Origin of the sequence: Pseudomonas kitaguniensis, from assembly GCF_009296165.1 — a bacterium.
GTDB classification, from domain to species: domain Bacteria; phylum Pseudomonadota; class Gammaproteobacteria; order Pseudomonadales; family Pseudomonadaceae; genus Aquipseudomonas; species Aquipseudomonas kitaguniensis.
Genome location: NZ_VUAZ01000067.1, coordinates 1 through 22683 on the forward strand (window position 1 = coordinate 1; position 22683 = coordinate 22683).

Annotated in this window: 17 protein-coding genes; 12 read left to right on the plus strand and 5 right to left on the minus strand. The window is 59.8% G+C overall.

The window, feature by feature from the left end; genetic code table 11:
- Window positions 1-107: 107 nt before the first annotated feature.
- Window positions 108-2849 carry an aconitate hydratase AcnA gene (gene acnA / locus F0169_RS12565; RefSeq protein ID WP_152746705.1) on the minus strand — a complete coding sequence of 914 codons (2742 nt, stop codon included), beginning with the start codon at window positions 2847-2849 and terminating at the stop codon, window positions 108-110.
- Between the two features lie 190 nt (window positions 2850-3039).
- Here acnA and rlmM point away from each other — a divergent pair, with 190 nt between their 5' ends.
- Window positions 3040-4116 (plus strand): 23S rRNA (cytidine(2498)-2'-O)-methyltransferase RlmM, encoded by a 1077-nt coding sequence (gene rlmM, locus F0169_RS12570; RefSeq protein ID WP_152746706.1) that lies wholly within the window; start codon window positions 3040-3042, stop codon window positions 4114-4116.
- A 55-nt stretch (window positions 4117-4171) separates the two neighbouring features.
- A complete protein-coding gene (tusA, locus tag F0169_RS12575; RefSeq protein ID WP_099238740.1) occupies window positions 4172-4417 on the plus strand; it encodes a sulfurtransferase TusA in 246 nt (81 codons plus the stop codon).
- Here tusA and F0169_RS12580 read toward each other — a convergent pair.
- Complete coding sequence (locus F0169_RS12580) at window positions 4414-5808, minus strand: MATE family efflux transporter (RefSeq protein WP_172979422.1); 1395 nt, start codon at window positions 5806-5808, stop codon at window positions 4414-4416. The two genes, tusA and F0169_RS12580, sit on opposite strands and share 4 nt — an antisense overlap.
- A 182-nt stretch (window positions 5809-5990) precedes the next feature.
- Between F0169_RS12580 and pdxB the strand changes: the two genes are divergently transcribed.
- On the plus strand, window positions 5991-7133 hold the full coding sequence (gene pdxB, locus F0169_RS12585) for a 4-phosphoerythronate dehydrogenase PdxB (RefSeq protein ID WP_152746708.1): 1143 nt from the start codon (window positions 5991-5993) through the stop codon (window positions 7131-7133).
- 53 nt (window positions 7134-7186) lie between these two features.
- Here pdxB and F0169_RS27395 read toward each other — a convergent pair whose 3' ends face one another.
- Window positions 7187-7360 carry a PA1571 family protein gene (locus F0169_RS27395; RefSeq protein WP_058411036.1) on the minus strand — a complete coding sequence of 58 codons (174 nt, stop codon included), beginning with the start codon at window positions 7358-7360 and terminating at the stop codon, window positions 7187-7189.
- 255 nt (window positions 7361-7615) lie between these two features.
- On the opposite strand from F0169_RS27395, the gene F0169_RS12590 reads away from it, so the two are divergent.
- On the plus strand, window positions 7616-9388 hold the full coding sequence (locus F0169_RS12590; RefSeq protein ID WP_152746709.1) for an ABC transporter transmembrane domain-containing protein: 1773 nt from the start codon (window positions 7616-7618) through the stop codon (window positions 9386-9388).
- A gap of 121 nt (window positions 9389-9509) precedes the next feature.
- On the opposite strand, the gene F0169_RS12595 is transcribed toward F0169_RS12590, so the two are convergent.
- Window positions 9510-11438 carry a transglycosylase SLT domain-containing protein gene (locus tag F0169_RS12595; RefSeq protein WP_122251815.1) on the minus strand — a complete coding sequence of 643 codons (1929 nt, stop codon included), beginning with the start codon at window positions 11436-11438 and terminating at the stop codon, window positions 9510-9512.
- Window positions 11439-11651: 213 nt separating this feature from the next.
- Here F0169_RS12595 and F0169_RS12600 point away from each other — a divergent pair, with 213 nt between their 5' ends.
- A complete protein-coding gene (locus tag F0169_RS12600; RefSeq protein ID WP_058411032.1) occupies window positions 11652-13568 on the plus strand; it encodes an ATP-binding cassette domain-containing protein in 1917 nt (638 codons plus the stop codon).
- Between the two features lie 122 nt (window positions 13569-13690).
- Here F0169_RS12600 and F0169_RS12605 read toward each other — a convergent pair whose 3' ends face one another.
- Window positions 13691-14137, minus strand: coding sequence for a universal stress protein (locus F0169_RS12605; RefSeq protein WP_058411031.1), 447 nt, complete (start codon window positions 14135-14137; stop codon window positions 13691-13693).
- A 105-nt stretch (window positions 14138-14242) separates the two neighbouring features.
- Between F0169_RS12605 and F0169_RS12610 the strand changes: the two genes are divergently transcribed.
- The 7 genes from F0169_RS12610 to F0169_RS12640 all read left to right on the plus strand — a co-directional run bounded on the left by F0169_RS12610 (window position 14243) and on the right by F0169_RS12640 (window position 22621).
- The gene (locus F0169_RS12610; RefSeq protein ID WP_058411030.1) at window positions 14243-14680 is read left to right on the plus strand and encodes a hypothetical protein; all 438 of its coding nucleotides are present in this window, start codon (window positions 14243-14245) and stop codon (window positions 14678-14680) included.
- Between the two features lie 500 nt (window positions 14681-15180).
- Window positions 15181-17328, plus strand: a complete 2148-nt coding sequence (gene fadB, locus F0169_RS12615) for a fatty acid oxidation complex subunit alpha FadB (RefSeq protein ID WP_152746710.1) — start codon at window positions 15181-15183, stop codon at window positions 17326-17328.
- A gap of 29 nt (window positions 17329-17357) precedes the next feature.
- Complete coding sequence (gene fadA / locus F0169_RS12620; protein ID WP_058411028.1) at window positions 17358-18533, plus strand: acetyl-CoA C-acyltransferase FadA; 1176 nt, start codon at window positions 17358-17360, stop codon at window positions 18531-18533.
- A 97-nt stretch (window positions 18534-18630) separates the two neighbouring features.
- Entirely contained in the window at window positions 18631-18867 is a 237-nt protein-coding gene (locus F0169_RS12625; protein WP_058411027.1) for a DUF1653 domain-containing protein, read from the plus strand.
- A 114-nt stretch (window positions 18868-18981) separates the two neighbouring features.
- A complete protein-coding gene (gene topA, locus F0169_RS12630) occupies window positions 18982-21603 on the plus strand; it encodes a type I DNA topoisomerase (protein ID WP_152746711.1) in 2622 nt (873 codons plus the stop codon).
- Between the two features lie 120 nt (window positions 21604-21723).
- Window positions 21724-22245, plus strand: coding sequence for a DUF6586 family protein (locus F0169_RS12635; protein WP_152746712.1), 522 nt, complete (start codon window positions 21724-21726; stop codon window positions 22243-22245).
- Window positions 22246-22387: 142 nt separating this feature from the next.
- Complete coding sequence (locus tag F0169_RS12640) at window positions 22388-22621, plus strand: hypothetical protein (RefSeq protein WP_058411273.1); 234 nt, start codon at window positions 22388-22390, stop codon at window positions 22619-22621.
- The last annotated feature ends 62 nt before the right edge of the window (window positions 22622-22683 follow it).

The following is a 22683-nucleotide window of genomic DNA, read 5'->3' on the forward strand; positions in this document are numbered from 1 at the left end:
AGTTTTACAGTTGATACATGAATTGACTGACCCACCGCTATCGGGAGCAAGCCCCCTCCCACATTCAGGGCTCCATTAATTTGAAAGCCCCATGTTTTCAGTTCGCCTTATGAAGCGATCAACTGGCGCAGCACATAGTGCAGAATGCCGCCCGACTTGAAGTACTCCACTTCATTCAGCGTATCAATCCGGCACAGCACCTCGAGCTTTTCACTGCTGCCATCCTCCCGGGTAATCACCAAGGTCAAATTCATCCTTGGCTCGATCTCGGCATCGGTCAGGCCGAGAATGTCGATCTTCTCCTTGCCCGTCAGCTTCAACGCCTTGCGGTTCTGGTCCAGCTTGAACTGCAACGGCAGCACACCCATGCCCACCAGATTGGAGCGGTGAATACGCTCGAAGCTCTCGGCGATCACCGCCTTGACCCCCAGCAAATTGGTGCCCTTGGCCGCCCAGTCACGGCTTGAACCGGTGCCGTATTCCTGGCCGGCAATCACCACCAGCGGTGTGCCGGAGGCCTGATACTGCATGGCCGCGTCGTAGATCGGCATTTTCTCGCCGGTGGGGATGTACAGCGTGTTGCCGCCTTCTTCGCCGCCGAGCATTTCATTGCGGATACGGATGTTGGCAAACGTGCCGCGCATCATCACTTCATGGTTGCCACGGCGTGAGCCGTACGAGTTGAAGTCACGCGGTTCCACACCTTTTTCACGCAGGTAACGGCCAGCGGGGCTGTCGGTTTTGATGTTACCGGCGGGGGAGATGTGGTCGGTGGTCACCGAGTCGCCGAGCATTGCCAGCACGTTGGCGCCTTTGACGTCCTTGATCACCGGCGGCGGGCCGGCAATGTCATCGAAAAACGGCGGGTGCTGGATGTAGGTTGAGTCTTCCTGCCACACATACGTCGCCGCTTGCGGCACTTCAATTGCCTGCCACTGCTCGTCGCCGGCAAACACCTCGGCGTATTCCTTGTGGAACATGCCGGTAGTGACTTGGGCCACGGCGTCGGCAATCTCTTTGCTGCTTGGCCAGATGTCTTTCAGGTACACCGGCTTGCCGTCCTGGTCGTTACCCAGCGGCTCGCTGCTGATGTCGATACGCACGGTGCCGGCCAACGCGTAGGCGACCACCAGCGGCGGCGAGGCCAGCCAGTTGGTTTTTACCAGCGGGTGCACGCGGCCTTCAAAGTTGCGGTTGCCGGACAGCACCGAAGCCACGGCGAGGTCGGCTTTCTGGATGGCTTTTTCGATCGGCTCGGGCAACGGGCCGGAGTTGCCGATGCAGGTGGTGCAGCCATAACCGACCAGGTCAAAGCCGAGCTTGTCCAGGTACTGCGTGAGGCCCGCCGCCTTGTAGTAGTCAGTGACCACTTTGGAGCCTGGTGCCAGTGAGGTTTTCACCCACGGTTTGCGCGTGAGGCCCTTTTCAACGGCCTTTTTCGCCACCAGACCAGCGGCCATCATCACGCTGGGGTTGGAGGTGTTGGTGCACGAAGTGATCGCGGCAATCACCACGGCGCCGTTTTTCAGGCGATAGGTGTGGCCATCTTCTTCGTAGTCGGTTTCACCCACCAAATCGGCGTTGCCGACGGCGACACCACCGCCGCCTTCGCTTTCGAGGCGACCTTCTTCTTTGTTGGTCGGTTTGAATTGCAGGTCGAGGAAGTCGCTGAAGGCTTGGCCTACATTCGGCAGCGACACACGGTCTTGCGGGCGTTTCGGCCCGGCGAGGCTGGCTTCGACGCTGCCCATGTCCAGCGCCAGGCTGTCGGTGAACACCGGCTCCTGGCCAGCGTTACGCCACAAACCCTGCGCCTTGGTGTAGGCCTCGACCAGTTTTACCGTGGCGGCCGGGCGGCCGGACAGGCGCAAGTAGTCGAGGGTCACCTCATCCACCGGGAAAAAACCGCAGGTGGCGCCGTATTCCGGGGCCATGTTGGCGATGGTGGCGCGGTCGGCCAAGGGCAAATCCGCCAAGCCGTCGCCATAGAACTCGACGAACTTGCCGACCACGCCTTTTTTACGCAGCATCTGCGTCACCGTCAGCACCAGGTCGGTGGCGGTAATGCCTTCTTTGAGTTTGCCGGTGAGCTTGAAGCCGATCACTTCCGGAATCAGCATCGACACCGGCTGGCCAAGCATTGCCGCTTCCGCTTCGATACCGCCCACGCCCCAGCCGAGTACGCCGAGGCCATTGATCATGGTGGTGTGCGAGTCGGTGCCGACCAATGTGTCGGGGAACGCGTAAGTGCGGCCGTCTTCGTCCTTGGTCCACACGGTGCGGCCGAGGTATTCGAGGTTGACCTGGTGGCAGATGCCGGTGCCCGGCGGCACCACGCTGAAGTTGTCGAAGGCGCTTTGGCCCCAACGCAGGAAGGCGTAGCGTTCGCCGTTGCGCTGCATCTCGATGTCGACGTTTTGCTCAAACGCGCGGGCGGTGCCGAACTTGTCGACCATCACCGAGTGGTCAATCACCAGGTCCACCGGGGACAGCGGGTTGATGCGCTGCGGGTCTCCACCGGCCTTGGCCACGGCGGCGCGCATGGCGGCGAGGTCGACCACCGCGGGCACCCCGGTAAAGTCTTGCATCAATACGCGCGCGGGGCGGTATTGGATTTCGCGGTCGGACTGGCGCTGTTTAAGCCACGCGGCGATGGCCGTCAGGTCGGTGCCGGTGACGGTTTTGCCGTCTTCCCAGCGCAGCAGGTTTTCCAGCAGCACCTTGAGCGACATCGGCAGTTTGTCCAGGTCGCCGAGGCTCTTGGCGGCTTCGGGCAAGCTGAAGTAGTGGTAGGTTTTGTCGTCGATTTGCAGGGTTTTAAGGGTTCTCAGGCTATCAAGGGATGACATTACATGACTCCTTATGGTCCGCACGGCTACGGACCTGACGGGACGAACAGAGCGTTCAACTTAGCCCTGTTTTCATTAGCAGGCTAATAACTGGACTGTATCGTTAAGCCCAAGGTTCCGAACTCGGCTATCATGCGCGCGTTTTCATGACAGGCATTGCGATAGCGCAAGCCAGTTGCCAGGAGAGTCAATGAACACCCTTTTTATGCACTGCCGCCCAGGTTTTGAAGGCGAAGTCTGTTCCGAGATCGCGGAACACGCCGCGCGCCTGAACGTTTCCGGCTATGCCAAAACCAAAACCGGCAGCGCTTGCGCCGAATTTGTCTGCACCGAAGAAGACGGCGCGCAGCGCCTGATGCACGGCCAGCGGTTTGCCGAGCTGATCTTTCCGCGGCAGTGGGCGCGCGGTGTGTTTATCGACCTGCCGGAAACCGACCGCATCAGCGTGATCCTCGCGCACCTGCAAGGCTTCCCGGTGTGCGGCAGCCTGTGGCTGGAAATGGTCGACACGAATGACGGCAAGGAGCTTTCGAACTTCTGCAAAAAATTCGAAGTGCACCTGCGCAAAGCCTTGTTGAACGCCGGCAAACTGGTCGACGACCCGAGCAAACCGCGCCTGCTGCTGACCTTCAAAAGTGGCCGTGAAGTGTTCATGGGCCTGGCCGAATCGAACAACTCGGCGATGTGGCCGATGGGCATCCCGCGCCTCAAGTTCCCACGCGACGCGCCAAGCCGTTCGACCTTGAAGCTGGAAGAAGCCTGGCACCACTTTATCCCGCGCGACCAGTGGGACGAACGCCTGCACGGTGACATGACCGGCGTTGACCTCGGTGCGGCGCCCGGCGGCTGGACCTGGCAACTGGTCAACCGCGGCATGCTGGTCACGGCTATCGACAACGGCCCAATGGCTGAAAGCCTGATGGACACCGGCCTGGTGCAGCACTTGATGGCAGACGGCTTCACCTTCGTGCCCAAGCAGCCGGTGGACTGGATGGTGTGTGACATCGTTGAAAAACCGGCGCGCAATGCGGCGCTGCTGGAAACCTGGATTGGCGAGGGCCATTGCCGCGAAGCCGTGGTGAACCTGAAGTTGCCGATGAAGCAGCGTTATGCTGAGGTAAAACGCCTGCTGGAGCGCATCGAAGAAGGCTTCAAGGCACGTGGCATTCGCGTGGAAATCGGCTGCAAACAGCTCTACCACGACCGCGAAGAAGTCACCTGCCACCTGCGCCGCCTGGAAACCGCGAAAAAACCGAAAAGCCGCTAAACCCTCAAGGCAACCACCGCTCTAATGGGGGAGCGGCCAGCTACAGGAGTGAACCATGAGTCTTGATCTACCCGTCGACGGCACCCTCGACGCCACCGGCCTTAACTGCCCGGAACCGGTGATGATGCTGCACCAGCACATCCGCGATTTACCGCCGGGCGGCTTGCTCAAGGTGATCGCGACCGACCCTTCGACCCGCCGCGATATTCCCAAGTTTTGTGTGTTTCTTGACCATGAACTGGTCGATCAGCAGGAGCAGGCCGGGACGTACCTCTACTGGATTCGCAAAAAGGCCGATTAACCGCGCGCCTTGTGTGCGTGAATCCGCTGGCGTGCACTGCGCGCCAGGCGCACCAGCAACATCCCCGCCGCACAGCTCAGGCCCACGATCAGCCCTTGCCATAAACCGCTGGGGCCGCTGGGTTCGCCGAGCCAGTCAGTCAGCCCCAACGCATAACCCACCGGCAGCCCCACGCCCCAATAGGCGAACAAGGTCAGCACCATGGTTACGCGCGTGTCTTGATAACCGCGCAAGGCGCCGGCGGCGGTGACCTGGATCGAGTCCGAGAACTGGAACAGCGCAGAGAACACGATCAGCGTCGACGCGAGGTGGATCACAATCGGGTCCGGCGTGTAGATCGCCGCGATCTGCTCGCGAAACAACAGCATCAGGCTGCACGACAGGCAGGCATACGCCAGCGCGGTGCCCATGCCGACGCCGGCGGCAAAGCGTGCCTCACGCGGTTCGCCACGCCCCAGCGCCTGGCCGACACGCACGGTCACGGCTATGCTCAGGGAATACGGGATCATGAACACCAGTGAGCTGACATTCAGCGCGATCTGGTGGCCGGACACCACCGTGGCGCCCAAACTGCCGATCAACAGCGCGATGACCGCGAAGATGCTCGATTCGGCGAAAATCGCGATGCCAATCGGCAGGCCAATGTTCAGCAGGCGCTTGATCACCGCCCATTGCGGCCAGTCAAAACGCTTGAACAGTTCGCAACGCTGGTACGCCGGGCCCCAGCGCGTCCAACCGGCCAAACCGAGCATCATCACCCACATCGCGATGGCCGTGGCCCAGCCGCAGCCCACGCCGCCCATGGCTGGTACGCCGAAATGGCCATAGATGAAGATGTAGTTCAGCGGGATATTCAACGCCAACCCGCACAGGCCCATGACCATGCTCGGCCGCGTGCGGCCCAAGCCATCACTGAAACAGCGCAGCACGTAGTACAGCGCAATGGCCGGCATCCCGGCGGCGATGCCATACAAGTAACCCATGGACGGCGTGATCAGGTCGGGCTCGACCTTCATCGCCTGCAGGATCGGCTCGGCGCTGAGCAGCAACAGGGACGCCGTGATCCCGACCACGACAGCCAGCCATAGCGACTGGCGCACCAGCGGGCCAATCTCGCTGTAGTGGCCTGCACCGTAGCGCTGCGCGACTTTCGGCGTGGTCGCCAGCAACGTGCCGGTCATCAGCAGGTAGACCGGAATCCAGATCGAGTTGCCCAGGCCCACCGCCGCCAGGTCCTGCGGGCTGACGCGACCTGCCATCACCGCGTCGACAAAGCTCATCGCAGTGGTGGCCAGTTGGCCAATCATGATCGGCAAAGCGAGCGTCAACAGGTCGCGCACTTCCCGGCTGATGCGGGCGGGGCGGGTGATGGAGGCGGTGGCAGTGTTCACGTACAAGTGTCCAGTTAAGTGTGGCTGAGGACGGCGGAGTCTACGCCTTGACGCAATGGTCAGGAAAAAACCTGTGTTAGCGATTTGTAAGCGATTTACCGCTGCGCAAGCTGGCTTGCCCGCTCGCCACCACAACGCAGGTCGCTTCCCTGTACACTGCTGTTCCGCGAAAGGAGCCTGCCATGCTGATTGTTGCCGACGAAAATATCCCACTGCTTGATGCCTTCTTCGAAGGGTTTGGCGAGATTCGCCGGGTGCCCGGCCGGTCCATCGACCGCGCCACGGTCGAGCAGGCGGATGTGCTGCTGGTGCGTTCGGTAACCAACGTTAACCGCGCCTTGCTCGAAGGCACGCAGGTGCGGTTTGTCGGCACCTGCACCATCGGCACCGATCACCTGGACCTGGGCTACTTCAAGCAGGCCGGTATCCAGTGGTCGAGCGCGCCGGGCTGCAATGCGCGTGGCGTGGTGGACTACGTGCTGGGCAGCTTGCAAACCCTGGCCGAAATTGAAGGCGTCGACCTGACTCAGCGTACCTACGGCGTGGTCGGCGCGGGTGAAGTGGGCGGGCGCCTGGTCAAGGTGCTCAAGGGTTTGGGCTGGAACGTGCTGGTGTGCGACCCGCCGCGCCAGATCGCCGAAGACGCTGATTACGTCAGCCTTGAGCAAATTATCGCGCAGTGCGACGTGATCAGCCTGCACACGCCGCTGACCAAGTCCGGCAACGGCTCTACCTGGCACTTGCTCGATCGTCAGCGTCTTCAACGCCTCAAGCCCGGCACTTGGTTGATCAACGCCAGCCGTGGCCCGGTGGTGGACAACGCCGCGCTGCGCGACGTGTTGCTGGAACGTGAGGACTTACAGGCCGTTCTGGACGTGTGGGAGGGCGAGCCCGAGGTAGACGTCGACCTGGCTGACCTGTGCGTGTTGGCCACGCCGCACATTGCCGGTTACAGCCTGGACGGTAAACAGCGCGGCACCGCGCAGATTTACCAGGCGTTCTGCGCCCATCTTGGCCAAGCGCCGAGCATTCAATTAAGTGATTTGTTGCCGGCGCCGTGGCTGGCTGAGGTGCATTTGAATGCCGCCACTGACCCTGCCTGGGCATTGGCGACCTTGTGCCGCAGCGTGTACGACCCGCGCCGCGATGATGCGGATTTCCGCCGCAGCCTTGTAGGAACAGTGCAACAACAGCGCGAGGCGTTCGACCTGCTGCGCAAGCATTACCCGCTGCGCCGTGAGATAGATGGCTTGAAGGTGAGCATCAACGGCGAGTCAGCCGATTTGGCGCGCATCGTCGCTGCGTTGGGCGCCGAAGCGCTTTAAACAGCCACAAAAAACCCGGCCACTTGGGCCGGGTTTGAAAGAGCGTGGGCGCTTCAGCCTCGCTGTGCAGGTTTTACCAGGCGCTGTTCCAACTCGCTGCACGCTTGCTGGATCATCTCTTCGGTAATCTGCACTTCGCGGCCTTGGGCGTCGATCACCGAGCAAGGCAGATGCTGCGGTTGGCGGATTACTTCAATTTTGGCGTCGCTGCTGGTTTGCAAGGTCATGGCCTGTCTCCTCATCAGGTTGTGTACCTACTCTAATTCCCCCGCGTGACCAAGCTATTACAAGTCCTTACAAAGTCACCGGTTCGAACGCTCAGTCGACCAGAAATCGATACGAATTTCCAGCCAATCGTTAGACCGATAGCCTCTATTAGCCTGTGTCTGCGGGCATAATTAACCTGACTCATTGTTATTTACTCAAGTTCCCCCAATGTTCAGGTGTAGCGACTTCTATTCCTCACGCAGGTGATGCTCTCCATGTTTTCAGCCCGTCAACGCCGCGCGATTCGCTTGGCCAGCCGCTTTATTGCGCCCTATCGCTGGCAGGCGCTGGGTGCCTTGTTGGCGCTGATCGTTACCGCCGGCATTACCTTGTCGATGGGGCAGGGCATCCGCCTGCTGGTAGACCAAGGCTTCATGACGCAATCTCCGCACCTGCTTAACCAGTCGATTGGCCTGTTTATGCTGCTGGTGCTGGGTTTGGCGGTGGGCACGTTCTCGCGGTTCTATCTGGTGTCGTGGATCGGCGAGCGGGTCGTCGCGGACATTCGCCGCCAGGTGTTCAGCCACTTGATCTACCTGCACCCGGGTTTCTACGAGAACAACCGCAGCTCGGAAATCCAGTCACGGCTGACCACCGACACTACGTTGCTGCAGTCGGTGATCGGTTCGTCGCTGTCGCTGTTCCTGCGCAATGCGCTGATGGTGATCGGCGGCATCGTGTTGCTGTTTGTCACCAACCCCAAACTCACCAGCATCGTGGTGGTGGCGCTGCCGTTGGTGCTGGCGCCGATTCTGATTTTTGGTCGCCGCGTACGCAGCTTGTCGCGCCAGAGCCAGGACCGCATCGCCGATGTTGGCAGCTATGTGTCCGAAACCCTTGGCCAAATCAAGACTGTGCAGGCGTACAACCATCAGCTGCAGGACGAACAGCGCTTCGCCGTCACCGTGGAGGAGGCGTTTGCCACCGCGCGCAAACGCATTGTGCAGCGCGCATGGCTGATCACCTTGGTGATCATGCTGGTGCTCGGCGCTGTGGGCGTGATGCTTTGGGTCGGTGGTATGGACGTGATCGGCGGGCGCATTTCCGGCGGTGAGCTGGCGGCGTTTGTGTTTTACAGCTTGATCGTCGGCAGCGCTGTCGGCACTTTGAGCGAGGTGCTGGGCGAGCTGCAACGCGCCGCGGGCGCCGCCGAGCGGATCGGCGAATTATTGCAGTCGAGCAATGAAATTCAGGCGCCCGCCAGCGGCACCGTGCAACTGCCGCAGCGCGTGAGCGGGCGTATGCAGTTGCAGGACCTGCGCTTTTCCTACCCTTCGCGCCCGGACAGCTATGCCATCGACGGCTTGAACCTGACGATCAATCCAGGCGAAACCCTGGCGCTGGTAGGCCCGTCCGGTGCGGGTAAATCAACCCTCTTTGACCTGCTGCTGCGTTTCTACGACCCGCAGCAAGGCCGCATCCTGCTCGAAGGCCACCCGCTGACCGAACTCGACCCGATGGACCTGCGCCGTCATTTCGCGCTGGTCTCGCAAAGCCCCGCGCTGTTTTTTGGCAGCGTCGAAGAAAACATCCGCTACGGCAACCCGTCTGCCACGCGCGAGGAAGTCGAAGCCGCCGCGCGCATCGCTCACGCCCACGACTTCATCCTGCAAATGCCCGAAGGTTACCAAACCCACCTCGGCGACGGCGGCATGGGCCTCTCCGGCGGCCAACGGCAACGCCTGGCCATCGCCCGCGCGCTGCTGGTGGACGCGCCGATCCTGCTGCTGGACGAAGCCACCAGCGCCCTTGATGCGCAGAGTGAACACCTGATCCAGCAAGCGCTGCCGCAACTGATGCAAGGCCGCACCACGCTGGTGATAGCGCACCGCTTGGCCACCGTGAAGAATGCCGACCGGATTGCGGTGATGGACCAAGGCCAGTTAGTCGCGGTGGGCACGCATCAGCAATTGATTGCGAGCAACCCGCTGTATGCGCGGCTGGCAGCGTTGCAGTTCAGTGACGGGGTGCAAGTGCAAGCGCAATGAAGCTGCCGACACTCGCCCCATAAAAAATGCCCGCATTGCTCAATGCGGGCATTATTCTTCAAGCTTCAAGCTTCAAGCTTCAAGCTTCAAGCTTCAAGCTACAAGCTAAAAGCTGCTTCTCTTACTGATCATCAAAATACCGCTCATGCCAATCCACCAGCGGTTGCGGTGAGTTGAGTTTCTGCCCGTAGATCACCGAATAAGACAGCACGTTCTGTACATACTGGCGGGTTTCGTCGAACGGAATGCTTTCCACCCAAACATCAAAACTCAGGTGGTCGGCGCCGCGCAGCCACTGGCGCACACGGCCGGGGCCGGCGTTGTAGGCGGCGGAGGCGAGCACGCGGTTGCCGTTGAACTGGCTGTGCACCTGGCTCAGGTAAGCGGCGCCGAGCTGGATGTTTTTGTCCGGGTCCAACACTTGTGCCGGGGAAGCCAGCGGGATACTGAACTTGCGTGCGGTTTCCTTGGCGGTGCCGGGCATCAGTTGCATCAGGCCGCTGGCGCCGACGCCGGAGCGTGCGTCGTCCATAAACGCGCTTTCCTGGCGAGTGATTGCGAACACCCAGCTGGAATGCAGGCCGCGCACTTTGGCTTCGCGCACCAACGTGTCGCGGTGGGCCATCGGGAAACGGATGTCCAGGTCGTCCCAGTACTGCGCCTGGCTGATGGTGCGGATTGCCGGGAAGTACCACTTCATGTCGTAGGCCAGTTTGGCCTGGGCGACCATTTCATCGCGGTTGAAGTGACGGCTGACGTGGTACCACTCGCGACGGCCATCGACAATTTGGCCGCGTGCGTAGAACTCCAGGGCGCGGCGAACACCGGGTGTATTGCGCACCTTGTTGACCAGCGCCTGGCTCATCACCAGCGGTTTGTTTTTCAGCTGGTACGGTGCTTTGGAGCGATCCGCCGCGAGGAAACCGTAGAAGTCACGTTCCTGCGCGAGGTTTTTGTACAGCACCAGTGGTTGCGGGTTTTTCGGCTCGGCCAGCTCCAGGCTACGCGCTTGCCAGTAACGCCAGCGGTTGGTGGTCGCAAGGTCCTGCGGCAGCTTGCGGGTCAACTGGTAGGCATCTTCCCAGCGCGCCAAACGCAACAGCAGGCGCAGGCGCCATTCGGAGACGGTGTTATCGCGCAACTCGGGGTCGTATTGGGTCATGACGTCCAGCGCGCGCGGGTCATAACGGCGCGCCAGGGTCAGGCCGATTTCGCGGGCGATCGACACTTTTTCGTCACGCGAGAAGTGCATGCTGCTGGCGTAACCATCGAGCAGGGCCATGGCCTTGTCCGGGTCCTGGCGTGCCAGGCGGCGCAGGCCGAGGCCCACCGCGTCCGACATGGCCTCGTTGGCCGGCAGGAAGCGCGACGGGTCGCCGAGCATGTCGGGCTTCTGCGCCACGTCCACCATCAAACGGCCCTGAGCGCCGAGGGTTGGCAAGGTTTTTACCAGGCTGTTGGCCAGTGCGTAGTTGCGGGCTTCGGCGGCGAGCTTGGTGCGGTCCCAGATTTTTTGTTCGGTGAGTTGGCCGTCGGCCGCCCACTGGCCGAAGGTGGTATCACACGCGGTCGGCTGGGATTTGCCGGTCAGCCAGAGTTTTTCGGTGTTCTTGTAGCCTTCGGCTTTCAGGTTATGCGTGAGCTGGTACTGGGCTTGCAGGCAGTCCAGCTCAACAAAGTTGAGTTTGGCGTCGTAGTACTTTTCAAAGGTCTGCCAGTCGCCACGGTCGGCCAGCCAGCGCAACCAGCGCAGCTTCATCCAGTTGGCCTGGGGCAGGTCGCCGTTTTTGGCGAGGAACTGTTCGATTTCCTCGTTGCTCGCGGTTTTCAGGCGTGCGGTCAGCTCGTCGTAGGCCAGATACGGCGTCAGCGGGTAGTCGGCCAACGCCTGGCTGTATTGCATGTAAGGGCCGCTGTCGCCCCTGGCCAAGGCGCGTTTGGCCTCATCGTAATATTGACGTTGGGTGGTGAGGTCCACGGCCTGGGCGGATTGAACGGCGGTGGCGGAAAGAAGCAGGCAAGATAAAAAATTGAAAAGGCGACTGCGCATGAGACGTCCGTGCAGAGAAATCACGACTAGCACCGGCATCGCCGACACTGATTGCCCCTAGCTTAGCCTTTTGCTTGCAGCCGTTGAAAGCTTTGCCAGCCGGTTGGTTGAAGTTGGTCGTAAATGTCGTTCAGAACGTGTCGATAGCGAAAATGCAGACCGCATCCCACCTTCAAGTCAGGTAGAATGCGCGCCCAGTTTTTGGAGAAGTGTATGACCCTGCTCAAATTCAGCGATGTGTCCCTTGCTTTCGGCGCTATGCCGTTGTTGGACAAGGTGTCCTGGCAGATCGCCCGTGGTGAGCGGGTGTGCATCATCGGCCGCAACGGCACCGGCAAGTCCAGCATGATGAAGCTGGTAAAAGGCGACCAAAAGCCCGATGAGGGCTCTGTTTGGCGCGCGCCCGGCCTCAAAATTGGTGAATTGCCGCAAGAGTTGCCGGTGGCCGACGGACGGACAGTGTTCGACGTGGTCGCCGAAGGCCTCGACGGCGTGGGTGAGTTGCTCGCGCAATACCATCACCTGGCGCAGAACTGTGTGACCGACGCCGACCTGGACAAGCTCATGCATGTTCAGCAAGACCTCGAAGCCCGTGACGGCTGGCGCTTGCAGCAACTGGTCGACAGCACCTTGAGCCGCCTGCAACTGCCGGCCGACAAAACCCTGGCCGAATTGTCCGGCGGCTGGCGTCGCCGCGTCCTGCTGGCGCAGGCGCTGGTTTCCGAGCCGGACCTGCTGCTGCTCGACGAACCGACCAACCACTTGGACATCGGCGCAATCGCCTGGCTCGAAGAGGCCATCAAGGACTTCCAGGGCGCCGTGCTGTTTATCACGCACGACCGTGCTTTCCTGCAGAGCCTGGCGACGCGCATCCTCGAACTCGACCGTGGCGGCCTGATCGACTGGAACGGCGACTACGCCAGTTTCCTGGTCCACAAGGAAGCCACGCTGGCGGCTGAAGAAACCGCCAACGCGCTGTTCGACAAAAAACTGGCCCAGGAAGAAGTCTGGATCCGCCAGGGTATCAAGGCGCGCCGCACCCGTAACGAAGGCCGCGTGCGTGCCCTCAAAGCCCTGCGTAACGAGCGCAGCGAGCGTCGCGAGCGCACCGGCAAGGCCAACATTCAGCTGGACACCGCCGACAAGTCGGGCAAGCAAGTGATGGTGCTGGAGAACGTCAGCTTCCATCACCCGGACGGCCCGTTCCTGATCAAAGACTTCTCGATGGTCCTGCAGCGCGGCGACCGTATCGGCCTGCTGGGTGCCAACGGCACCGGCAAGACCACCTTGCTCAAGCTGATGCTCAATGGTCTGCAACCGACCAGCGGCACTGTGGAGGAGGGCACACGCATCGACGTGGCTTACTTCGACCAGTTGCGCCACCAGTTGGACCTGGAAAAAACCGTAATCGACAACGTTGCCGAAGGCCGCGACTTTATCGACATCGATGGCCAAAGCCGCCACGTACTCAGCTACCTGGGCGACTTTTTGTTCAGCCCGCAGCGTGCACGTACGCCGGTAAAAGCCTTGTCCGGTGGTGAGCGTGCGCGCCTGCTGCTGGCCAAACTGTTCAGCAAACCGGCCAACCTGCTGGTGCTCGACGAACCGACCAACGACCTCGACGTAGAGACGCTGGAGTTGCTGGAAGAAGTGCTGCTGACCTTCAACGGCACTGTGCTGATGGTCAGCCACGATCGGGAATTTCTCGACAACGTGGTTACCAGCACCCTGGTCTTCGAAGGTGAAGGCAAGGTGCGTGAATACGTCGGTGGTTATCAGGACTGGCTGCGTCAGGGCGGCTCGCCGCGCCTGTTGGGCGTGACCGAGAGCAAGTCCGGCAAGGCCGACTTGACCTCGGCGGTGGTTGCTCCGGCAACGGCTGCACCGGCTCAGGAAGCCGCACCGGCGGCCAAGAAAAAGCTCAGCTACAAGCTGCAACGCGAACTGGAAGCCTTGCCCGGTGAGATCGACGCCAAGGAAAAACAGATCGCTGCGGTAGAAGCGGACATGGCTGACGCGGGTTTTTACCTGCGCCCGGCGGCAGAAACCGCCAAGGTCATCGCTTCCCTGGAAACGTTGAACCAGGAGCTGGAAGTGCTGGTTGAGCGTTGGGCCGAGCTGGATGCCTGATTGATCCGCACGCACTAAAAAAAGCCCGGCACTCATCTGTATGAGTGCCGGGCTTTTTACATGAAATGCAATTCAAATGTGGGAGGAAGCAGGCTCCCTCCGACATTTGATCCTCATGGGTCTTACTTGCTGGTGTCTTTGACCAGTTTGACTGCCAGCACATCGCAGGGCGCGCCGTGCAGTACGTCATTGGCAGTTGAGCCCAGCAACAGCGCCAGACCATGGCGGCCGTGGCTGCCGACTACAATCAGGTCGCACTGATGTTCTTTGGCCAAGTGATGAATTTCCTGGCGGGGTTGGCCGTAAGTCAGGTGGGAATTTTCCTTGGTGATTTCCGGGTACTTGAGGATCAAGCGTTCCAGGCGCTCTTTGGCCTGATCGAACTGTTGTTGCTGCAGTTGGGACAAATCCATGGGAACGTCGCCGCCGAACGCCATGGCCATCGGCTCGACGATGTGCACCAGCGAGAGTTTGGCGTTGCTGGCAACAGCGAAGGCTCGGGCGCGCTTGATGACTGGATCGCACTCTTCGGTCAGGTCTACGGCGACCAGAATATGTTCGTAGGACATGGGGCGTTCCTCCAGGGGACTGCAATAAGTTGAGTATGGCTGCTTTCAAGCGGACTGGGTTGCGTCAGGTCATATCCGCTCATCTAGAAAATCGGGAGTACACATATGACGGTCTGGATAGTGGTGTCAATCCTTCTGGTGGTTCTGAGCCCTCTGGCATGGTTGCGCCCGTCGCGCCATCAGAGCGGGCGCATGGCCCTGCGCATGGAGGCGCGCCGCATCGGCCTGGCCATGCAGCTGTCGCCCCAGGAGTGGCCGCACTGGCTCAAGCAGGAGCCGCCGAGCCCGTGCGCGCAATATTGCAGACCGCGGCGCGGCAGTGCGCCAGCGCTCTGGAGTTACTGGCAGCTGGAGCCGGGGGTGTGGGTCAATCGGTGGCGTGAAGTGTGTGTTGATGAGAAATTGTTACCCTATTTTGCACGGTTGCCGGACAACGTCTACAAGGTCGAAGCCGACACGCAAATGATCGCCTTGTATTGGGGCGAGAAGGGCGAAGCCAGTGTCTTGAAGGACATTGACGCGTTGCTCAAGGCACTGGCCTGACGCAGCCCCTGCAATGGGGGCGAGCGCGCAATAAAAAGCCCGACATCATCATCGGGCTGGAGTTGGCCAGGCAGGCCGGTAATTCTTTGATGCTGCGCCGGATGTTCATCCAGGCGCGTTACGCTTATCGCTAGCCTAGCGGCATATCTCATTCTGTACAGCTTTTTGCCGCAGTCGTTGCCTTATTGATTATGTGAATAGTCGAATATTGACGTGCCGCGTGCGCAGGCGCGCGGTTCTGAAATGACTGGAAAGTCGCGTTTTACCCAGCCTTTCGAGCGATTGACAATTACCTGGAATTGGATGAAGGTGACGTACCCAAATCAAACGGGCGTATGAATTGAGCGTTTGCCTGTCAGACGGCTCATACAGAACCCCGACTATCGCATTGGCGGGTGTGCCTGGCGGATTGGCTTGAGCATTGGCGTAATTATCAATGTCCAACCAGAGGCCAGCGTCCAGTGTGTACTGTTCAGCTTCCATATCGTGGAGATCAGTTGATGATTTACGAAGGTAAAGCCATCACGGTTAAAACTCTTGAAAGTGGCATCGTCGAATTGAAATTCGACCTCAAGGGTGAGTCCGTCAACAAGTTCAACCGTCTAACCCTGAACGAACTGCGTCAGGCCGTCGACACCATCAAAGCAGATGCTTCGGTCAAAGGCGTGATTGTCTCCAGCGGCAAGGACGTGTTTATCGTCGGCGCTGACATCACCGAATTCGTCGAAAACTTCAAGCTGCCCGATGCCGAGCTGGTGGCTGGCAACCTCGAAGCCAACAAGATTTTCAGCGATTTTGAAGACCTTAATGTGCCAACCGTTGCCGCAATCAATGGCATCGCGTTGGGTGGCGGGCTGGAAATGTGCCTGGCGGCTGACTTCCGTGTGATGTCGGCCACCGCCAAAGTGGGCCTGCCTGAAGTCAAGCTGGGCATCTACCCGGGTTTTGGCGGCACCGTGCGTTTGCCGCGCCTGATCGGCGCCGACAATGCCATCGAGTGGATTGCCGCAGGCAAAGAAAACACCGCTGAAGACGCGTTGAAAGTCGGTGCTGTTGACGCTGTGGTTGCCCCGGACAAGCTCGCCGAAGCTGCACTGAACCTGATCAAAGGCGCCATCAGCGGCGAATTTGACTACAAGGCCAAACGCCAACCGAAGCTTGAAAAACTCAAGCTCAACGCCATCGAACAAATGATGTCGTTCGAAACCGCCAAAGGTTTCGTGGCAGGCCAGGCCGGCCCGAACTATCCGGCGCCGGTTGAAGCGATCAAAACCATCCAGAAGGCCGCGAACTTCGGTCGTGACAAAGCCCTGGAAGTGGAAGCTGCAGGCTTCGTCAAACTGGCCAAGACTTCTGCTGCGCAGAGCTTGATCGGCTTGTTCCTGAATGATCAGGAACTGAAGAAAAAGGCCAAGGCCTACGACGAAATCGCCAAAGACGTGAAACAGGCCGCCGTACTCGGTGCCGGTATCATGGGCGGCGGTATCGCCTATCAATCGGCGTCCAAAGGCACGCCGATCCTGATGAAAGACATCAACGAGCACGGCATCGAGCAAGGGCTGGCCGAAGCCGCCAAGTTGCTGGTGGGCCGCGTTGATAAAGGCCGCATGACCGCTGCGAAAATGGCCGAAGTGCTTAACGGTATTCGTCCTACGCTGTCCTACGGCGATTTCGGCCACGTCGACCTGGTGGTCGAAGCGGTTGTCGAGAACCCGAAGGTCAAGCAAGCCGTGTTGGCTGAAGTAGAAGCCCACGTTAAAGACGACACTATTCTGGCGTCCAACACCTCGACCATTTCCATCAGCTTGCTGGCCAAAGCCCTCAAGCGCCCGGAAAACTTCGTCGGCATGCACTTCTTCAACCCGGTGCACATGATGCCGCTGGTGGAAGTGATCCGTGGCGAGAAGTCCAGCGAGCTGGCGGTTGCCACCACCGTTGCCTACGCGAAAAAAATGGGCAAGAACCCGATTGTGGTCAATGACTGCCCGGGCTTCCTGGTCAACCGCGTGCTGTTCCCGTACTTCGGCGGTTTCGCCAAGCTGGTCAGCGCTGGTGTCGACTTTGTGCGCATCGACAAAGTCATGGAAAAATTCGGCTGGCCAATGGGCCCGGCGTACCTGATGGACGTGGTCGGCATCGACACCGGCCACCACGGTCGCGACGTAATGGCTGAAGGCTTCCCGGACCGCATGAAAGACGACCGCCGCTCGGCGATCGACGCGCTCTACGACGCCAAACGCCTGGGCCAGAAGAACGGCAAAGGCTTCTACGCTTACGAGGCCGACAAGAAGGGCAAGCAGAAGAAAGTCACTGACCCTTCGGTGCACGAAGTGCTCGCGCCGGTCATCTACGAGCAGCGTGAAGTGTCCGACGACGACATCATCAACTGGATGATGATCGCGCTGTGCCTGGAAACCGTGCGTTGCCTGGAAGACGGCATCGTCGAAACCGCCGCCGAAGCCGATATGGGCCTGGTGTACGGTATCGGTTTCCCTCCATTCCGTGGTGGTGCGCTGCGTTACATCGACTCGATCGGTGTGGCCGAGTTCGTTGCCCTGGCTGATCAATACGCTGATTTGGGCCCGCTGTACCACCCGACCGAAAAACTGCGTGAGATGGCCAAAAACGGCCAGCGCTTCTTCGGTTAAGTGCCCAGACGAACAGAGCGAGAATATTTATGAGCTTGAATCCAAGAGACGTGGTGATTGTCGACTTCGGTCGCACGCCGATGGGCCGCTCCAAGGGCGGCATGCACCGCAACACGCGTGCCGAGGACATGTCGGCGCACCTGATCAGCAAATTGCTGGAACGCAACGTCAAGGTCGACCCGAACGAAGTCGAAGACGTGATCTGGGGCTGCGTTAACCAGACCCTGGAGCAGGGCTGGAACATCGCGCGCATGGCCTCGTTGATGACGCAAATCCCGCACACCGCTGCCGGCCAGACCGTCAGCCGCCTGTGTGGTTCGTCGATGAGCGCGCTGCACACCGCGGCGCAAGCGATCATGACCGGCAACGGTGATGTGTTCGTGGTCGGTGGCGTGGAGCACATGGGCCACGTGAGCATGATGCACGGTGTCGACCCGAACCCGCACATGTCGCTGTATGCGGCAAAAGCCTCGGGCATGATGGGCCTTACCGCAGAAATGCTCGGCAAAATGCACGGCATTACCCGCGAAGCCCAAGACGCGTTCGGCTTGCGCTCGCACCAGCTCGCCCACAAGGCGACCCTGGAAGGCAAGTTCAAAGATGAAATCATCCCGATGAACGGCTACGACGAGAACGGTTTCCTGAAACTGTTCGACTACGACGAAACCATTCGTCCGGACACCACCCTGGAAAGCCTGGCGGCCTTGAAACCGGCCTTCAACCCCAAGGGCGGCACCGTCACAGCCGGTACGTCGTCGCAAATCACCGACGGTGCCTCGTGCATGATCGTGATGTCGGCGCAGCGTGCCCAAGACCTCGGCATCCAGCCGCTGGCGGTGATTCGTTCGATGGCGGTGGCAGGTGTGGACCCGGCAATCATGGGCTATGGCCCAGTACCCGCGACCCAAAAAGCCTTGAAGCGCGCAGGCCTGACCATCGCCGATATCGACTTCTTCGAGCTCAACGAAGCGTTCGCCGCACAGGCGCTGCCGGTGTTGAAAGATTTGAAAGTACTCGACAAGATGAACGAGAAGGTTAACCTGCACGGCGGCGCGATTGCCTTGGGCCACCCATTCGGTTGCTCCGGTGCACGTATTTCCGGCACTTTGCTTAACGTGATGAAGCAAAATGGCGGCAACCTTGGGGTTGCAACCATGTGCATTGGTCTCGGCCAAGGCATTTCCACCGTCTTCGAACGCGTTTAAGCGTTGGCTTGACGCAAGCCGGGGCCCAGTGCCCCGGTTTTTGTTTTTTGGAATTTTTAATATTTTTTTTCAACACATTTTGTAAGAGGGCCAGAGCATGAAAGTCGAACCAGGGCTCTACCAACATTATAAAGGTCCGCAGTACCGCGTTTTTAACCTGGCACGGCACTCCGAGACCGAAGAAGAAATGGTCTTTTACCAAGCACTGTATGGCGATTACGGCTTTTGGGTACGCCCGTTGAGCATGTTCCTGGAAACCGTCGAAGTTGACGGCGAGCAGGTCCCGCGCTTTGCTCTGGTGCAGGTCGAACCCAGTCTTTTTTCAGGGCAATAACGGCAGGCCGCGCAGAATGCTGCGCTTGACCTCGTGTTGTAGCCACTATATATAGCGTTGCCGCGACAGGCGCCAACTGCCTTTCACTTCTCGAATTCAGGAATTTTCCGATCCATGGGCAAATCGCTGGTCATTGTGGAATCCCCGGCTAAGGCCAAGACCATCAACAAGTACTTGGGTAACGAGTACGTGGTGAAGTCGAGTATCGGCCATATCCGAGACCTGCCCACCAGCGGTTCGGCTAGCGCCAGCAAGGAGCCTGCCGCCAAGCGTGGCAAGGCGGCTGCGGGCGAAGGTCCGGTACTCACGCCTAAAGAGAAAGCGCGCAAGCAGCTGGTCTCCCGCATGGGTGTAGACCCGGATCATGGCTGGAAGGCCAAGTACGAGATCCTTCCGGGCAAGGAAAAGGTCATCGAGGAGCTGCGCCGGCTCGCCAAAGATGCTGACACCATCTATCTCGCGACGGACTTGGACCGCGAAGGGGAAGCCATTGCCTGGCACCTGCGCGAAGCCATCGGCGGCGATGACAGCCGCTACAAGCGTGTGGTGTTCAACGAAATCACCAAAAAGGCCATCCAGGAAGCCTTCTCCAAACCGGGCGAACTGGACATTGACCGCGTAAACGCACAACAGGCGCGGCGTTTCCTCGACCGCGTTGTGGGTTACATGGTCTCGCCGTTGCTGTGGGCGAAGATCGCCCGTGGCCTGTCCGCCGGCCGCGTGCAGTCGGTCGCGGTCAAGCTGGTGGTGGAGCGTGAGCGCGAGATCCGTGCGTTCAACCCCGAAGAATACTGGGAAATCCACGCTGACCTCGGCACCACCAAGGGCGCCAATGTGCGCTTTGAAGTGGCCCGTGAAAAAGGCGAGGCTTTCAAGCCGCTGAACGAAGCCCAGGCCATGGCCGCGCTGGAGAAGCTCAAGTCTTCCAGCTACAGCATCGTCAAGCGCGAAGACAAGCCGACCAGCAGCAAACCGTCGGCGCCGTTCATCACGTCCACCCTGCAACAGGCCGCGAGTAACCGCCTGGGCTTCGGTGTGAAGAAAACCATGATGATGGCCCAGCGTTTGTATGAAGCTGGCTACATCACTTATATGCGTACCGACTCCACCAACCTGTCGCAAGACGCGGTGGCGATGGCGCGTACGTATATTGAAACCGAATTCGGCAAGAAGTACCTGCCCGAAAAGCCGAACGTTTACAGCAGCAAAGAAGGCGCGCAGGAGGCTCACGAAGCGATTCGTCCTTCCGACGCCAACACCGAGCCTGCCAAGCTGAGCGGCATGGAACGTGACGCCGAGCGCCTCTACGAGTTGATCTGGCGCCAGTTCCTGGCCTGCCAGATGCTGCCGGCGCAATACTTGTCGACCACGGTCAGCGTGGCGGCTTCCGACTTCGAGCTGCGTGCCAAGGGCCGTATCCTCAAGTTCGACGGCTACACCCGCGTCATGCCGCAAATCGCCAAACCAGGCGATGACGATGTGCTGCCGGACATGGCGCAAGGCGATGCGTTGAAGCTGATCAAGCTCGACCCGTCGCAGCATTTCACCAAGCCGCCGGCGCGTTATTCCGAAGCCAGCCTGGTAAAAGAGATGGAAAAACGCGGTATCGGTCGTCCTTCGACCTACGCGGCGATCATCTCGACCATCCAGGACCGTGGCTACGTCGCGCTGCACAACCGTCGTTTCTACTCGGAAAAGATGGGCGACATCGTTACCGAGCGCCTGTCCGAGAGCTTCTCCAACCTGATGGACTACGGCTTTACCGCCGGTATGGAAGAGAACCTCGATGACGTGGCGCAGGGCGAGCGCGACTGGAAAAACGTACTCGACGAGTTCTACGGCGACTTCAAAAAGAAACTCGAAGTGGCTGAAAGCCCTGACACCGGCATGCGCGCCAACCAGCCGGTGATGACCGACATCCCGTGCCTGACCTGCGGGCGCCCGATGCAGATTCGTACCGCCTCCACCGGCGTATTCCTGGGGTGCTCGGGTTACAGCCTGCCGCCGAAAGAGCGCTGCAAGGCCACCGTTAACCTGGTGCCGGGCGATGAAATCGCCGCCGATGACGAAGGTGAGTCCGAGTCGCTGGTACTGCGTGGCAAACACCGTTGCCCGATCTGCAGCACGGCGATGGACGCCTACCTGCTGGATGAGAAGCACAAATTGCACATCTGCGGTAACAACCCGGATTGCGATGGCTACGAAATCGAAGAAGGCAGCTACCGCATCAAGGGCTACGAAGGCCCGAGCCTGGAATGCGACAAGTGCGGCAGCGAGATGCAGCTCAAGACCGGCCGATTCGGCAAGTTCTTCGGTTGCACCAACCCGACGTGCAAGAACACCCGCAAGCTGCTGAAAAGCGGTGATGCAGCGCCGCCGAAGATGGACCCGGTGAAGATGCCTGAGCTCAAGTGCGAGAAGGTCAACGACACCTATATCCTGCGTGACGGCGCTTCGGGCTTGTTCCTGGCCGCCAGCCAGTTCCCGAAAAACCGCGAGACCCGAGCACCGCTGGTGCTGGAGATCGTTCCGCACAAGGACGAGATCGACCCCAAGTACCACTTCCTGTGTGAAGCGCCGAAGAAGGACCCGGATGGTCGCCCAGCCGTGATCCGCTACAGCCGCAAAACCAAGGAGCAGTACGTGCAGACCGAAGTGGAGGGCAAGCCTACCGGCTGGAAAGCTTTCTACGACGGCGGCAAATGGAAGGTCGAGGACAAGCGCCAAGGCGCTTGATCCGCTAGGCTGTTAACGATAAAAGCCGTCTGTATAGACGGCTTTTGCGTGTGGCAGGAACGAGCGTGCTCGCGCCTGCGCAGGCAGCATCAGGCTTATTTTGTTGTGGAGACCGCCGTTATGGCCAACGAACTCTATACCCGTACCAACCAGAAAATTTACTTCGCGGGTTTGTCTCTGGAAGCCCTTGGCCGTGCCGAGCAGGGTAAAGAGATGAACGCCATCGCACTGGTCCAGGCGGGGCGTGAAGCGGCGTTATTTCACCTGTACGGCGCCTTGCTGGGGCTGTGCCATGAAATCGCCGGGTTTTACCGTTTGCCTCAGGCCGGTTCGCCGCGTGCAGAAATGATCATGACCCGCGAAGTGCTGGAGAGCATGGCGATTCCTGAGTTGGCCGAGCTGGTGGAAATGGCCCAGAGCCCCGACAGCTGGATTGCGCGCCTGCTCAAAGCCCACGCCGACATGTTCCAGCCACCGCGTATTCCGCACGTGCCCAAAGGCGATGTGACAAAACCGCTGATCGTGACCGTGGCCGTGGAAGATGATGAGCCCAAGCCATTGAGTCGGGAAGAGCTGGAAAGCTGGCGCCAGGCGTTGAAAAAGATGGCGTTGCGCTTTCGCGAAGGCTTGAACGAGTGCTGAGCTGAGTCGGCCGCAACGACCGGATGAACGCTCGGTGTTCGAGCGCACCATTCATCAAGCCGTAAAGAAACCTGTTCAGATCCTCTGCGAGGCTGGGTGGATGACTGATATAATTGCCGCCTTTCGTGGAGAACAGACTTTTATGCCGACGTCCTTTTTGGAAATTGTTGAGTTGCCTGACGGCCGAATCGAACTGCGCCGAGCTGAGGACGAGGGTTCTTTGGTTATTTTGGACTTTTCCGAGGACGCAAAAGCATTCCTGCAAGGCCAGCACGTGGAAGTGGCAAAAGCGATGTTGAGCGTCGGTGTGCAGATGGCAGGTCGCCTGGCAGACGGCGAGCCCGAGAAGGATGACGGCTCGCGGGTTCTTCACTGAATTTGTGAAGCGCGGGCTGTTGTAACCGGCAGGCTCGCCACAACAAGCCCACCTTTCAGCTA